Here is a 13,891-nt window from a genome sequence, read left to right as displayed (position 1 = left end):
TCAAAATCCCATGGACAAACTTAAAGCCCTGACCAGCGTTTCCGCTGGTCAGGGCTTTTTCTCTGTCGGGACGGCCGGATTCGAACCGACGACCCCTTGACCCCCAGGCAACCAACACAGGCCGCTGACCTGCCGTTCCAGTGGTGTTGGCCTGCTAGAACGGTCCATCAATGTCCCTGCTTGTCCGCTGGCGTCCATCCCGAGCGTCACCCGGTTAGTCACCCGACCTGCGGCACGCATCCGGCACCCCGTGCAGAGCCCCGCGCTATGCGGGAAAGACCACGCCGTTCGTCGTGAGACGCGGCGGTGGCTCGAGCCTCACACCCAGCGCGAGGCACACCGCATGGGCAGCCGCGACCTTCACGTCACCGTCAGCCGTGTCCACAGGCATATCCACAATCCTCGTCACCGTGACCTTGTAGCCGCCGGGTCGCCCCAAGCGGGCGAGCGCATACCACGCGCCCTCGACCGCCTCAGCCACCAATCGATCATTGACCGGCCGATCAATCACAGCTCGCGGCCCATAGACATCCCGCAACCAGGCAAAGGCATCCGGGGAGACGTCTACCTCGTCACGGTCTGCCGGCTCGACCGCGACAGCCACATCCGCCGCATGCCCAATCTGGCCAACCACCTGCCGAAGGCGAAACTCTCCCTGCACGGCCAGAGGATACCGGCACCGGTTCTTCGTCCCGAAGGAACGACCACGGCGGCACCACCTGTCCCCCTCCGTTGCCTGCCCTGGTGAAGTAGCCCATCGTTGTCCACGGACGTCCGGACCTGCTCGCACCCGTCGTCACTCAGTTAGTCACTCAGCATGTGCGTGGCACGATCATGTTCGTGCCTGCTTGCCGATTCTCCGTCCCGCTGTCGTCGAGGAACCGCCGGTGAGTCCGCTTGGCAGCCTCATGTGCATCGGCCTGGTCACGCCATGCGGGAGGGGCGGGTGCTACTGGTCGACGACGCCACCCTCATCCCGCTCCGCGTCCTGGCCGTGCTGTACCCGGCCATGGACGGCCGCGCCGTTATCACCATCCCCGCCAACGGCAACGGCAACGGCAACGGCAACGACAACGGCAACGGCAACGGCAACGGCAACGGCAACGGCAACGAGACCGTGCAGGCCGTCGACGGGTTCTACATCGTCGCCGGCCACAACCCGGGCGTGCACGGCGCGGTCCTCACCGAGGCCCTGGCCTCCCGGTTCACCGTCCACCTGCACGTCACCACCGACTGGGACCTCGCCCGCCAACTCGGCGTCCCCAAGCCGATCGTGGCCGCGGCGATCGACCTCAACGCCGACCTCGCCGCCGGCAAAACCGTGTGGGCGCCGCAGTTGCGCGAACTGCTCGGTTTCGTCAAGGTCCGCGACCACCTGGGCATGACCGCCGCCCTGGCCAACCTGGCCGGTATCGCCCCCGAGGACGCCCGCGACGACGTCACCGCGGCCCTGTCCCGGCACACCGGAACGCCCTCCTCCAATGCCAAGAACAGATCATCGACACCACCGGCAGGCCGTCACGCGTCCCCGCCCAACGACGACGACCCGACACCACCGCCCCGTTCGCCTACACCGTCGGACTGACCGCCCACGACTACCCCGAACTGATCACCCGGCAGAATGTCGACAACGGGAACGGGTCGGTTCGCGTCCGCAACATAATTACGGCCCAGGTACTGGGCGTGGACAGGATGCCGACCGCCGACTCCGCACAGGCGGTGCAGTTCGCCAACAGCAGGACCGACCACAACTGGCGGCCGATCCCCGACGGGCACAGCCTCCAGATCACCCACACCGACAAGGTGGTCGCCATCCAGGACATGTCCTCGGCCAACGGCGCGCAGCTCACCCGGTGGCCTCCGACCGGGACCGCCCACCACCGGTGGCGCTTCATCGACTCGGGCGGCGGCCGCTTCCGCACAAAAGCGGACCCCACCGACAAGGTGGTCGACGTCAGTGGCGTCTCCACCGCCGACGGCGCCCGGGTGACGCAGTGGGACTGGCTCGGCGCAGCGAACCAGCAGTGGCGGCTCGCCTGGGCCGGCTTCGGCGCCTTCGCCCTGCACGGCGGCCACTGCGGCCGACAAGGTCCTCGAGGTGTCCGATCGGTCCACCGCCGATGGAGTACCCGTCACGCAGTGGTCCGACCTGAGCCTCGCCAACCAGCGGCGGCGCGTCATTCCTGGCACCTGAGCCGTTCCGAGCAGGTCGGTCAGTATCATCGCGAAAGGCCGTCGAGCACGACAGGCAGTGCCGTCCACGTCGCTGGTGACCTCGCCCGTTGTCGGCTCGGCGAGGCCGCTATCCGACAGACACTGTGCGCACGCGTCGCGACGTCCTACAACAGACTTATGCCAGACAGTCAGACCGTCGATGCCTTCAAGTTCGTCGCTGTACGTCCGCCGCAACTGGTCGGGCAACGTGAGGCGGCCCTCGGCCTGATCACCGACCAGCGCAGAGCCCCCGGCGGCGGGTCGCTCGCCGGGAACGATGATGGCGAGTCCACGCGGCACCCGGACCCGCGGCTGGCCGCGCTGGCCGAAGCGGCCCGCGCGCTGGCCGACCACTTCGGCGCGCAGCCCGGCGGCGACCCGCTGGGCGACGCGGACGCGGAACTGCGTGACGTGCGCGCCTTGGCCGACCGCGATGCCGCCGAGCTGGCCGGGACGGCTTGGGACGCGCTGTACCGGGCGTATCGTCAGGGCCCGGCGGCCGGACCCGACCTGGAGACGCCGACGGCCGCGCTGCGGGCACTGCACTTCGCCGCACTGTGGCGCGCCGACGCGGCAACCACCGCCGCCGACGCGGTGACCGCGCTGGGCGCCACCCCGGTTGTGCCCGCGGAGCTCGCGGTCGTCGAGGCGCCCGAGACCACACGCTGGCGCGGCTCCGCCTCGGTGGCAGGGCACGCCGAGGTGTCCGACGAGCCGGTCCGCGCGCTTCTGCGGGAGGTCGCGGCGACCCGCACACTGCTGGACGCCGTACGGGCGAACGCCGCGCCGATCCGCGAGCGGGTGCTGTCGGAGGAGCCAACCCAGCACGGCGACGTGTTCCGCAACCGGATCACGCTGGGACGCGTGGCGAGTATGGCCCGGATATTCGATGGCAACCTGCCCGAGGAAGCGCGGAGCGTCGCGGCCCGTCTACGGATCGGGGAGGCCACCGCGGTTCCGACGGCGACCGCGACCGCTCAAACGCACCTGACCACGCTGCTGCGGAGGGTGGACGCTCTGCGTGACGACCCGGCGCTGCGGCACGAGTTCCGGGCGCTGTCGGGCACGCTCGATCTGCACGACGTGGGCACCATCGCGCCGGGCCTGGACCTCCCGCCGATCTTCGATGCCGACCCCGACCCGGGCACCAGCCCCGACGTGGATGTCAGCGGCCGGATCCGGCCCCTGGGCGTCGGCGACCTGAAGGTGGTCAAGCAGACCCTGCTCGGGTACGCCCCGGGAGAAGTTGCACACATAGAGAACGTGCTCAAGGGCGAGCACCGCGAGCGGGTGCACCGCATGCTGGACCGGGTCGAGACCACTTACTTCGAGTCGTCGGAGGAGGTGAACGAGACCGAGCGTGACCAGCAGTCCACCGACCGGTTCGAGCTGAAGAAGGAGGCGGACCGGACCGTCAAGGAGGACATGAGCGTGCAGGCCGGAGTGACGGTGACCGCCGCCTTCGGGCCGGTCGTCACCACCGCGCACGGCGACTTCGCCTACGCGACATCCAAGCAGGAGTCGACCAGAAGCAGCTCGAACTTCGCCCGCGATGTGGTCGACCGCTCCGTCACAAAGATTCAGAAGAAGGTGAAGACCGAGCGCACCACCAAGACCTTCCACGAGGTCGAGGAGACCAATACCCACGGCGTCGACAACGCCCAGGGCGCCGCGCACATCACCGGCGTCTACCGCTGGGTAGACAAGCGCTACCGGGCACAGGTCTACAACTACGGCCGGCGGCTGATGCTGGAGTTCATCGTGCCGCAGCCGGCGGCCTATTGGCTCGCCTCGCAGCTGCGGCCGAAGACCGTGGTGGGCGCTGAGCCGCCGATACCGCTCGTCAACGCTAAGAACCAGCCGCTGACCGCCGCCGACCTCGACGAGTCGAACTACCAGACGTTCGCCAGCCGCTACAACGCCCAGGGAATCACCACGCCGCCGCTGGAATGGACGTACGCGGCGACGTCGTTCGAGCAGAGTGGCGTCGACAACGGCAAGACCGTATCGAAGATGCTCAAGGACCTGGTCGTGCCGGACGGCTACACCATGATCTACTACATCGCCAACGTGTCGCTGATCTACGTGGTCGGCGGGCCACGGTTCTCGATCCAAATCGGTGACGACGCCGCCGAACTCATCGCCAGCACCGCGGTCAAGCAGGGCGGAGTGCACACCCTGGGGTGGGCGCAGTCCTCGGAGACCTTCGACAACCCGACAGGGCCCATGGCGGTCAGCTGCATCGGGTACGACATCAACGCGTACTCGGTCAACGTCGGCATCAACTGCTACCGGAACGACGCGCACCTGCAGGACTGGCAGAACAAAACCTTCGAGAAGATCAGCACAGCCTACCTGGCCATGAAGACGGCGTACGACCAGAAGGTGGCCCAGGCCGGCGCGCCGGAGGGGGCCGTGGTGATCCAGGGCCGCAACCCGGCCACCAATCGGGAGATCGAGCGCACCGAGCTAAAGAAGCTGTGTGTCACCATGATGACCGGCAGTCACCTCGGCGACTACAACGCGATGACGGACCCGGCGGACGCCCCGGCGAAGCTGCCCGAGGTCGACGTGTACGAGGCGATGGCAGAGGGCCCGGTCATCCAGTTCTTCGAACAGGCCTTCGACTGGCCGCAGATGACCTACCTGTTCTATCCGTACTTCTGGGGCCGCAAGACCAAGTGGACCGAGGCCAGCAACCGCTCCGACATCGACCCGTTGTTCGCCCAGTTCAAGCAGGCAGGCGCGGCCAGGGTGGTGGTCCCGGTGTCGCCCGCATACAACCTGGCGGTCGCGTACTTCCTGGCCCGCAGGAGCCCTCGTCTGGCCGACCGGGTCTGGCTCGGCGGCGAGCCGCCAACCATCGACGACCCGCTGTACAAGTCGGTCGCCGACGAGGTGCGGGCGCAGACCGACGACCTGGCCGGCGCGTTGCCCGAGGGCAGCCCGTGGGAGTTCACCGTGCCGACCACGCTGGTGTGGTTGCAGGAAGGCCCCGAACTCCCCGTCTACCCAGCCTGACTCGATGGCCATCGACCTGGGCCCCTACCGGCGAATGCTGACCTCGGCTCGTGTCGAGTTCGAGGCCGGCATGACCGGCGGCAGGGCGAGCGCCTTCGAGCTGGCCGTGCTGCGCGGCGGGGTCGCCATCATGGCCGAGGATCTCGCTCGGCGGCCTGACTCCCTTGCCGCATACGAGCATCGCAAGGAGGGCGGTCTCTCCGGCCCGGAGCTGTGGAAGGTCACCGCGCGGCGGCAGGCGGCAGCCCCGCTGCGCCGCCGTGAGCTGACCCCGGAGGCCTTCACCGCCAAGAACAACGAATACCTGGCGCTGATGCGGATGCTGCGCGAACGCGCCACCATGCCCACGCACCTGGTCGTCGATCGCACCCGCAAGCGCGTACTGCTGGTACAGGAACACGACCGGGCATCGGCGGTGCCAGGATCTCCGGTGCCTCCCACGCCTTCTGTTCCCGACGCCCTCGACGCCATTGCGGCGACCCTGGCCGCGTGGGTGATGGCGCACCAGGGCGACGACGACTTTCTCACCCTGCCCGCGGCCGAGGGTATGAGCCGGATGCTGGCACAGCGCCAGGATCTGCTGGTCACGCTGCGGATAGCCCAGCAGCAGCCCACCGACACCAATTCCTTCCCGCTGCCCGTCGAACACCGTCCGGCGGTGCTGGAGGTCGTCGAGTTCGGCATCGCCCTCATCCCGGTCGTCGGCACCGCGGTTGCGATCTTCGAGGCGGCCTTCGGGTACGACATCTTCGGCTACGAGCTGACCGAGGTCGACCGGTGCATCATCGCCGCGGGCGTGCTGCTGCCGTTCGCCTCCCGGTTCGTCAAGGGCGGTCGGGCGCTCTACACCGCAGCGCGGATGGAGCGGCTGTACGGGCTCGGCGCCGCACGGTGGAGCCTCGCCCTGGCTGCGGGTGAGAAGGTCAGCGAGGACGTCACTGGGCGCCTCGCCATCTCCGAGGCCCGGACCCTGATCGCGGCGGGAAAGAAGGTCGATTCGGCGCTGGCGGCGAGGGCCGTCACCGCGCTGGAGAGGATGGGCGTCAAGCGGGGCAGCCCGCGGGGCATGCCCATCGCCACGTACGTCGCCGACTCGCTGAAGAAGCTCGTCAGCGGCACGGCAGTGCTCAGCGAGCTGGACCATCTGGCGCTGATGCGGGTCGTTGAGAAGGGCCCGAACATTAACCTGATGAAGGGGCAGCTGCTGGAGGAGTTCCTGGAGGCGCGGATCGCGGCGTGGCTGCGTGATCCCGCCGGGGCGCGTGCCCTGGGCATCCACATCCCCGCGCCCCAGACGCTGGAGTTCATCCCGGGCCACATGATCCGCGACGCGTCGGGACGCCAGCTCACCGACGGCATCCTGGCCCACCGGCAGAACGGTGAGCTGATCATCGTCGCCATCTTCGAGGCCAAGGCAGGCAGGCACGCCGCCCGGGAGTTGAAAATCGCCTCCGGCGGCATCAGTTCCCTGTCCCAGGCTGAGCGCGCCGAGCTGCGCGCGTACGCCCGTGACGTGCTGCGCGCCCGCAACAACCGGGCCCGGCTGCGCGGCGAAAAGTTCCCCACCAGGGCCGACGAGGTCGACGCGGCCCTGGACAGGATCGAGCGTGAGGTCGTGCTGAGCGAGGAGGGCGGGCAGGTCCGCCGCGACATCGAGCGGCTGGCGGCCAATGAGGACGGTACCGCGGCAGTGGTCCAGGTCGGTGAGGAGTTCCTGCCGGTGCGGGTCTCCCCGAAGGACACAAAGCTCTTCGGTGTACTTCCCAGGGATGTGCCGGTGGGGAACATGCAGGAGCAGCTCACGGGACTGGGCTACAACTTCGAGGTGCTCGGAATGAATGTGACGCAGAAGGAGCTGGTCGACCTGTCCAACAGCCTGCGCATCCACGTGCCGCCGGAGCACCTGCTGGGCCCGGCTCCCCTGCTCCCCCGCGGCGTGCCCGGCCAGGCCGTCCCGGTGCCCGCCACCGGCCAGCCGAAGTAGCAGCCCCACCGAACAGGCCCCATCCGGCAGCCAACCAGTCCTGTCGGCGTACGGGTCCAAATGCACAAGCAGGTACGGCTGGAGCGTACAGAGGTCGACGCTCCAGAAGGGGCGACGACGTCTGTCGAGCACCTTCCCATGTCGCATGACGGACCGCCCTGCCGACTACAATCCGTCACCGCTGGGGTGGTCGCGCTCACGCCGGATCGCGGCAGAAGCGGATGTCTCGGTATCTGGTGGTGATGCTGGTGACGGGCGACAATGAGCCGGTCGGGTGAGGCAAAACGGACAGGGGCAACCGGTGGAGCGATTCGCGGTCGTGGTCGGCGCCGGCTCGTTCAGATCAGATGACGGTGGTGCGATCGGGTTCCCTCACCGCTGGACACCTGAGGGCGTCACGGTCGAGGCGGACTTCACCGGGGCACACCTGTTGCACCTCGCCGCGGCTGGCTGCGTCCTGAATGACATATATCGGGAGGCAGGCGAACTCGGCATCCGGATCGACGGGGTACGTGTATCGGCCGAGGGAGGTTTCGACACGCAGACGTGGATATCGAGCGGCATCACCTACCAGGTCGAGTTGAGCTCACCCGCGTCCGGCGACGAACTTGCCACGCTGCTGGATCGTGTCGACGATGTCGCCGAGATACCGCGGGCGATTCGAGCCGGGACCACGGTACAAAGAAGCTGACACGCCTCTCGACTCTCACATCACCAGCGGTCACGCCGGGCATCGCGCGAGGAGAGGCTAAAAGGGGCATGGGTGGGCGCCTCCTCGGCATCCGGGTCCCGGCGCTGACCGCGTTCCACCCGCACCCCCACATCGACTACTTCCTGACGCACATCTTCTGCCACCCGGACCAGGTCGAGCGGACCAGGCGCGGCCGCGGACGAGCTGGTAGCCCAGCTCGCCGCCGAGGGCACCCCCTCGGCGCTGCATACGGTGCACCGTCACCGATCGTCGACCCTGGCACCATCCACGTCATGCGCGGCGACCCGCTCCACCAGGCGCTAACAGCGAAGCAGACCAGGCTCATCTGACCCACGTACGAAAGGGTCCGGTCCGGGCCCACCGCGGTGATCCGGCGAACACGGTGGTGCCCTGTACCGTGCCAAAAATTGTGTTGCAGGCTATGAGCTGCGGATTTGTGAGCGGATCAAGCGGCCCTGTGATACTCGTTGATGAGGCCACCAAGGATGCGGCGCCGGCGGATCGGCTTGTCGATCGCGACGACCGCGCCGCCGGGGTCGTAGTCGGGTGGATGCTGCTCCAGGCCCTGGTGTGGCCGGTGCCAGTCGAAGTGGTCCTCATAGTCACGGAGCACCGTGCGGGCGTGCTGTTCGTTGTAGATCAACATCCGGTCGGTGCACTCGGTCCGGACGCTGCGCACGAAGCGTTCCGCGAACGCGTTCGCCCGGGGTGTGCGTGGCGGAGTCTTCACCACGTCGATGCCTTCGGCGGCGAACACGGCGTCGAAGGATGCGGTGAACTTGGCGTCGCGGTCGCGCACCAGAAACCGGAACCGTGTCACACGCTCGCCGAGGTTCATCACCAGGTTGCGGGCCTGCTGGGTAGCCCAGTCCGCGGGCCTCGTGCCCGCCCGCCCGCAATTGGGCGGTGGCGGTCTGCAGGGCCGCGTCGTTGATGTCGGCCAGGACGACTGCGGCTCCCGCGTGGGCGAACGCCTGCGCGGTGGCGAGCCCCATGCCGGAGCTGGCGCCGGTGACCAGGGCTACCTGGCCGGTGAAGTCGTAGGTGGGGTTCATGGTGTCTCCCGGTGGCACGCTCGGTGTTCTTCAGGCGGCGAAGGGCCTGACGGTCGCGGTGACGGCGCCGTCGAGGTCGGCGATGCGGCTGGCGGCGTCTCCGTCGAGGCGGCCGATGATCACGATGCCGGGGTAGTACGACTGGTCGCCGTAGTAGAGGACGAGGTCGTTGCCGGGCGCGTAGTAGCCGACATCGCCGACGTCGGGGTCCGCGCCGTCCGGCTGGCCGTCCAGGGACAGGGGTGCGGGCAGTGGGCCAGTCTTCTCCACCGCGCCGTGGTCGATCATGTTGACGGTCAGCGGCAGTTGGGCAAGCAGGTCACGGCCGGCGGCGCTGTCGAAGATCGTGGCCTGGAAGCGCTGGTCGTTGATGGTGATCTGGATCTTCATCTGTTCTCCCCGGGGCGCGGTGGTGCCGCTCGGTGGTGCCGTGGTCCGGCCGGCGCTGCTGGGCGAGGTGGCGGACGGTCGTTCGCCGGTGTCGCCGGACTGACCGTCGCTGCCGCAGCCGGCGAGGCTCAGGCCGAAAAGCGCCGACAGCGCTACGCCGACGGCCGTGCGTGTGGCTGGCATGGCATCTTCCAGTGTCGGGTCCGGCACGGCATCACAGCGTGAGCAGGACCTTGGTGGCGGTGCGCTGATCCATGGCCTGGTAGCCCTCGGCGGCCCGGTCGAGCGGCAGGGTGAGGTCGAAGACCTTGCCCGGGTCGATGGTGCGGTCCCAGATCAGCCGGATCAGTTCGGGGAGGAACCGCCGGACCGGGGCGGGTCCGCCGTGGATGTGCACGCCGGACATGAACAGCTCGTCGCCGGGGATGGCGACGTCGTGGGATACCCCGACGAAGCCGACGTGGCCGCCGGGGCGGGTGCAGTGGATGGCCTGCATCATGGCCTCCTGGGTGCCGACGGCCTCGATGACGCTGTGGGCGCCCAGGCCGCCGGTCAGCTCCTTGACTCTCTTGACGCCGGCGTCGCCGCGTTCGGTGACGATGTCGGTGGCGCCGAACTCCCGGGCGAGAGCCTGCCGGTCGGGGTGGCGGCTGAACGCGATGATGCGCTCCGCGCCGAGCTGCCGGGCGGCCAGGATGCCGAGCAGGCCGACCGCGCCGTCCCCGACGACCGCGACGGTCTTACCGGGTCCGGCTTCGGCGGCGACCGCCGCGAACCAGCCGGTGCCGAGGACGTCGGAGGCCGCCATCAGCGACGGGATCAGCTCCGGGTCGGGCCGCCCGGGAGTGGCGACGAGGGTGCCGTCGGCGAGCGGGATGCGGGCCAGCTCCGCCTGGGTGCCGATGGTGCCCATCAGGACGCGGTGCACGCAGTACGCCTGGTAGCCGGCCTGGCAGATCTCGCACGTGTTGTCGGACGCCCAGAACGAGCCGACGACGAAGTCACCGACCTCCACGGTGCGCACCTCGGACCCGACCGCCGCGACGACGCCGACGTACTCGTGACCCATCACCTGGTGGTTCACCGGTTCGGCGCCGCGGTACGGCCACAGGTCGCTACCGCAGATACAGGTCGCGGCCAGCCGGATGATCGCATCGGTCGGCTCGATGATCGTCGGGTCCGGGCGCTGTTCGACCCGCACGTCCCCGGGCTTGTACATGACAACCTGACGCATCCTGGTGCGCTCCGTTCGCTTGGATTCCGACGGCCCTTCAGGGCCACGGCACCCAGTCAACGTGCCCGCCCGAGCGGGGAGAAGTCCCTGGTGATGGGTGTACTGACAGGGCACCCCTACCCGGCGTCGCGCGGCCTACGCTCGACGCATGGACAACCGTTCGGAGGTGCGCGACTTCCTGACCACGCGCCGGGCCCGGCTGACGCCCGAGCAGGTCGGCCTGCCGCCGACCCGCAGCCGCCGCGTTCCCGGGCTGCGGCGCAGCGAGGTCGCCGCCATCGCCGGGCTCAGCGTCGAGTGTTATGCCCGGCTCGAACGCGGCCAGATTGCTGGCGCGTCGTCCGGCGTGCTGGAGGCACTGGCCCGAGCGTTGCAGCTCGACGAGACCGAGCGTGCCCACCTGTACGACCTGGCCCGCGCCGCGGACGGCATCCCGACCTCGGGGCGGCCCCGCCGCCGCACGGCCAACAAGGCCGCCGCGCGCCTCAGCCTGCGCTGGGCGATGGAGGCCATCACTGACGGCGTCGCTTTCGTCCGCGATCCGCAGCAGAACCTGCTCGCCACCAACGCGCTCGGCCGCGCGTTCTACGCACCCGTGATCGGCGACGGGGGATGCCTGCCCAACCTGGCCCGGTTCCAGTTCCTCGACCCGGCAGCGCGCGACTTCTACCCCGACTGGGACCGCTTCGCCGAGATGTGCGTCGGCGTCATGCGCGCCGAGGCCGGCCACGACCCGCACGACCGCGGACTGCAGGACCTCGTCGGCGAGCTCTCCACCCGCAGTGAGGACTTCCGCCGGCTCTGGGCCGACCACAACGTACGCACCCACGGCACCGGCACGAAGCGATTCCACCACCCCGTCGTCGGCGAACTCACCCTCGCCTACGAGGAACTCGCGATCACCGCCGAACCAGGCCTGGTCCTGCTCGTGTACACGGCCGAACCCGGCTCGCCGTCCGCCGAACGCCTGCGCCTACTCGCCTCCTGGGCGGCCACCGCCACCACTGCCACCGCCGCAGTCCGCGATTCGGAAGGAACCTGATGCAGATCACCCGCAGCTCCATCACCACCGCCAAGGGACCCAGCGACTGGTTCACCGGCGACGTGTACATCGACGCCGTCGCCGCCGCACCCCCGCCGTCGCGGGTCACCGCGAACCTGGTTCACTTCATGCCCGGCGCCCGAACCCACTGGCACCGCCACCCCCTGAGCCAGACCGTCTTCGTCACCGAGGGCATCGGCCTGTGCCAGCGCCGCGGCGGGCCCGTCGAAGTCATCCGCCCCGGCGACCGCGTCCTGTTCGAAGCCGACGAGGAACACTGGCACGGCGCCGCACCCGACCGGCTCATGGTTCACCTCGCCATAAACGAAGCCGACAACCAGCACGACGCCGTCCACTGGCTCGAACCCGTCACCGACGCCGAATACGCCGCAGCCCGTCGCTAACGGCACCTCTCCCCATCAAGACGCCGGCAGCGCGAATACTGCAGGTCTCGAATACCGTCTCTTCGCCAGCAGGCCTACCGCACCACCGAAGCCATCATCGGCGGCGTCACCCCCAGCATCGACGACCCCGAGACCCTCCTGCTGGGTCGCTGCGACCAGCAGGGACGACTCCGGTACACCGGCCGAACAATCCTCTACGACCCGCACAGCGTGCCGAACTGGCCGCCCTGCTCACGCCCATCGACCCGAAGGGGTCACACCCGTGGGAGGCCAACGCCTTCGATGCTGGAGCCCGGCACACCGACCGGTACGTCCGCTGGCTCACCGATCCGGACCCGCAGCTGGTGGGGTACGCCGCCGAACTACTCGCCTGGTTCGCGCCCGACGAGGCAGCGCTGGCCGGGCTCATGGCGGTCCCGGATGACGCGGCCCGCGCCGCCACCCGGGCCAGCGCCAACCTGACCCTCGCCCACTGCCCGGTCGGCTCGGAGCGGGTCGACGCCCGCCTCCGCGAGCTGCTGTCCGCGAACGCTGCGGTCGTCCGGGTCACGGCGGCGGTGGGGCTGGCGTACAGGCTCGGCGACCAGCTACCCGACCTCGCCCTCGACGTCCTCACCGACGCCCGCAGCTCGGACTTCGATGCCGAAGTACCCGGCTGGGACCGGTCGGTGCGCGGGTTCGTGGCACTCGCTCGGTCTCGGCTGACTTGCCGCCGCGACACACGGTTTTCAAAGGCAGTAGCCTCAGCACGCACGCCCTTCTTCTACCACGGTGTATGTGCAGTGAGTCGCTGACGGGCCGCTCGGTCATTCCGCACATGTTCCGGATCTTGCGGATCAGGCTGTCATCATTTCGCCTCGGCAAGCTCCGCCCGCCGCGCGCGCTGTCTTGCCGACATATCCTGGTTCGGCGCGGCCCGGAGTGCGAGTCATGGACGCCTGCGGGGCGAGGCGGAACATAGTTTCCGCTGATCAGACGGGGCATCGTCTGAGTACCGGGGTTACATCCCTCCGGGCCGTGCTCATATTGTGCCAGCCCCCGCTCTTACGGCCTAGTTCTTCCTGTTGCGACCCTCGCCCGCCCGGGGACTTCTCCTTGCCTCCGCGAACCGGCCTCTTAAACACGATCCTGACAGTCTCAACCGGGGCGTGACACTGTGAGCAGGCATTAACGAGCCCGGCGGCGACAATGCGTAGCGCTCGGTTCGCGGCAGGTGCGGACGTCGAAGGCTGCGGTGTTTGGCTTCCGAGCGACCGGTCATGGTGTGGACCCCGCAACAGGCGGCGCGTTCCTCGACCACGCCGAGGAGCACGACATCGCCCTCTACCCACTGTTCGCGCTCATCCTTCACCGCAGCCTGCGCCGCGGCGAGGCCGTCGGACTCACCGACACCGCCGTCGACCTCGACAACTCCCTGATCAGCGTCACCCAACAGATGGCCACCCAGGGCTACACACCCGTGATCAAAAAGGTCAAGTCCGAGTCCGGCAACCGGATCATGGCCAGAGCCAGCATCACCCGCGTCATCCTGCGCGCCCACGACCTGCGGCACTGCGCCGCCACCTACCTCAAAGCCGCCGGCGCCGACCTCAAAGACATCCAGGAACTCCTCGACCACTCCTTCGCCGCCGCCATGACCGACGTCTACACCTCGGTCATCGCCGAACTCGACGTCAAACGCGCCAAAGCCGAAGCCGCCACCGAGGATGACCTGCCGTTGCTCGCGTTCGACGTCGACGCCGCGTCCTGGCGGTCCTTCGTGGACCTGGCCAAGCGGATCGGGCCCACCGGCTGACCCCCCCCGACGGGCTCAGGCCGACGGCTTCACCGGGGGC

The 13,891-nt window shown here is 68.9% G+C and carries 12 protein-coding genes and 1 pseudogene; 8 read left to right on the top strand and 5 right to left on the bottom strand.

Features of this window, described 5'->3' with window-relative positions; translation table 11 throughout:
- Positions 1 to 265: 265 nt before the first annotated feature.
- Entirely contained in the window at positions 266 to 661 is a 396-nt protein-coding gene (locus AB0J68_RS12945) for a hypothetical protein (protein WP_354855670.1), read from the bottom strand.
- 285 nt (positions 662 to 946) lie between these two features.
- Here AB0J68_RS12945 and AB0J68_RS12940 point away from each other — a divergent pair, with 285 nt between their 5' ends.
- The 4 genes from AB0J68_RS12940 (at position 947) to AB0J68_RS12925 (ending at position 7,910) form a co-directional block, all read left to right on the top strand.
- Positions 947 to 1,585 (top strand): hypothetical protein, encoded by a 639-nt coding sequence (locus AB0J68_RS12940; RefSeq protein WP_363938378.1) that lies wholly within the window; start codon positions 947 to 949, stop codon positions 1,583 to 1,585.
- Positions 1,586 to 1,692: 107 nt separating this feature from the next.
- A complete protein-coding gene (locus tag AB0J68_RS12935) occupies positions 1,693 to 5,235 on the top strand; it encodes an RICIN domain-containing protein (RefSeq protein WP_363938382.1) in 3,543 nt (1,180 codons plus the stop codon).
- A gap of 4 nt (positions 5,236 to 5,239) precedes the next feature.
- Positions 5,240 to 7,219, top strand: coding sequence for a pre-toxin TG domain-containing protein (locus AB0J68_RS12930; protein WP_363938375.1), 1,980 nt, complete (start codon positions 5,240 to 5,242; stop codon positions 7,217 to 7,219).
- A gap of 301 nt (positions 7,220 to 7,520) precedes the next feature.
- Positions 7,521 to 7,910, top strand: coding sequence for an OsmC family protein (locus tag AB0J68_RS12925; protein ID WP_354855674.1), 390 nt, complete (start codon positions 7,521 to 7,523; stop codon positions 7,908 to 7,910).
- 466 nt (positions 7,911 to 8,376) lie between these two features.
- On the opposite strand, the gene AB0J68_RS12920 is transcribed toward AB0J68_RS12925, so the two are convergent.
- From AB0J68_RS12920 to AB0J68_RS12905, 4 genes and pseudogenes are all read right to left on the bottom strand, one after another.
- A complete protein-coding gene (locus tag AB0J68_RS12920) occupies positions 8,377 to 8,769 on the bottom strand; it encodes an integrase core domain-containing protein (RefSeq protein WP_363938373.1) in 393 nt (130 codons plus the stop codon).
- Positions 8,770 to 8,815: 46 nt separating this feature from the next.
- Positions 8,816 to 8,986, bottom strand: a pseudogene (locus AB0J68_RS12915) (SDR family NAD(P)-dependent oxidoreductase); the annotation flags it as partial.
- A gap of 30 nt (positions 8,987 to 9,016) precedes the next feature.
- On the bottom strand, positions 9,017 to 9,559 hold the full coding sequence (locus tag AB0J68_RS12910; protein WP_363938370.1) for a cyclophilin-like fold protein: 543 nt from the start codon (positions 9,557 to 9,559) through the stop codon (positions 9,017 to 9,019).
- A gap of 31 nt (positions 9,560 to 9,590) precedes the next feature.
- Positions 9,591 to 10,610: a zinc-dependent alcohol dehydrogenase family protein gene (locus AB0J68_RS12905; RefSeq protein ID WP_363938368.1), complete on the bottom strand. Its 1,020-nt coding sequence runs from the start codon at positions 10,608 to 10,610 to the stop codon at positions 9,591 to 9,593.
- 148 nt (positions 10,611 to 10,758) lie between these two features.
- Here AB0J68_RS12905 and AB0J68_RS12900 point away from each other — a divergent pair, with 148 nt between their 5' ends.
- The 4 genes from AB0J68_RS12900 (at position 10,759) to AB0J68_RS12885 (ending at position 13,851) form a co-directional block, all read left to right on the top strand.
- Positions 10,759 to 11,652, top strand: a complete 894-nt coding sequence (locus AB0J68_RS12900; RefSeq protein WP_363938365.1) for a helix-turn-helix transcriptional regulator — start codon at positions 10,759 to 10,761, stop codon at positions 11,650 to 11,652.
- The gene (locus AB0J68_RS12895; RefSeq protein ID WP_363938363.1) at positions 11,652 to 12,056 is read left to right on the top strand and encodes a cupin domain-containing protein; all 405 of its coding nucleotides are present in this window, start codon (positions 11,652 to 11,654) and stop codon (positions 12,054 to 12,056) included. Before AB0J68_RS12900 ends, AB0J68_RS12895 begins: the two co-directional genes overlap by 1 nt.
- Positions 12,057 to 12,400: 344 nt before the next feature.
- Positions 12,401 to 12,850 carry a hypothetical protein gene (locus AB0J68_RS12890; protein ID WP_355065888.1) on the top strand — a complete coding sequence of 150 codons (450 nt, stop codon included), beginning with the start codon at positions 12,401 to 12,403 and terminating at the stop codon, positions 12,848 to 12,850.
- Between the two features lie 470 nt (positions 12,851 to 13,320).
- Positions 13,321 to 13,851: a tyrosine-type recombinase/integrase gene (locus tag AB0J68_RS12885; protein WP_354855680.1), complete on the top strand. Its 531-nt coding sequence runs from the start codon at positions 13,321 to 13,323 to the stop codon at positions 13,849 to 13,851.
- Positions 13,852 to 13,891 lie beyond the last annotated feature (40 nt).

It is taken from the genome of Micromonospora sp. NPDC049580 (assembly GCF_040675595.1).
Classification (GTDB): domain Bacteria; phylum Actinomycetota; class Actinomycetes; order Mycobacteriales; family Micromonosporaceae; genus Micromonospora.
This window is presented reverse-complemented; position numbering and strand designations above follow the sequence as displayed.

Bases quoted from the DNA above. Each gene is read 5' to 3' on its own strand.
- AB0J68_RS12900 (WP_363938365.1), top strand. From the start codon at position 10,759: ATGGACAACCGTTCGGAGGTGCGCGACTTCCTGACCACGCGCCGGGCC.
- AB0J68_RS12930 (WP_363938375.1), top strand. From the start codon at position 5,240: ATGGCCATCGACCTGGGCCCCTACCGGCGAATGCTGACCTCGGCTCGT.
- AB0J68_RS12910 (WP_363938370.1), bottom strand. From the start codon at position 9,559: ATGCCAGCCACACGCACGGCCGTCGGCGTAGCGCTGTCGGCGCTTTTC.
- AB0J68_RS12920 (WP_363938373.1), bottom strand. From the start codon at position 8,769: ATGAACCTCGGCGAGCGTGTGACACGGTTCCGGTTTCTGGTGCGCGAC.
- AB0J68_RS12905 (WP_363938368.1), bottom strand. From the start codon at position 10,610: ATGCGTCAGGTTGTCATGTACAAGCCCGGGGACGTGCGGGTCGAACAG.
- AB0J68_RS12935 (WP_363938382.1), top strand. From the start codon at position 1,693: ATGCCGACCGCCGACTCCGCACAGGCGGTGCAGTTCGCCAACAGCAGG.
- AB0J68_RS12895 (WP_363938363.1), top strand. From the start codon at position 11,652: ATGCAGATCACCCGCAGCTCCATCACCACCGCCAAGGGACCCAGCGAC.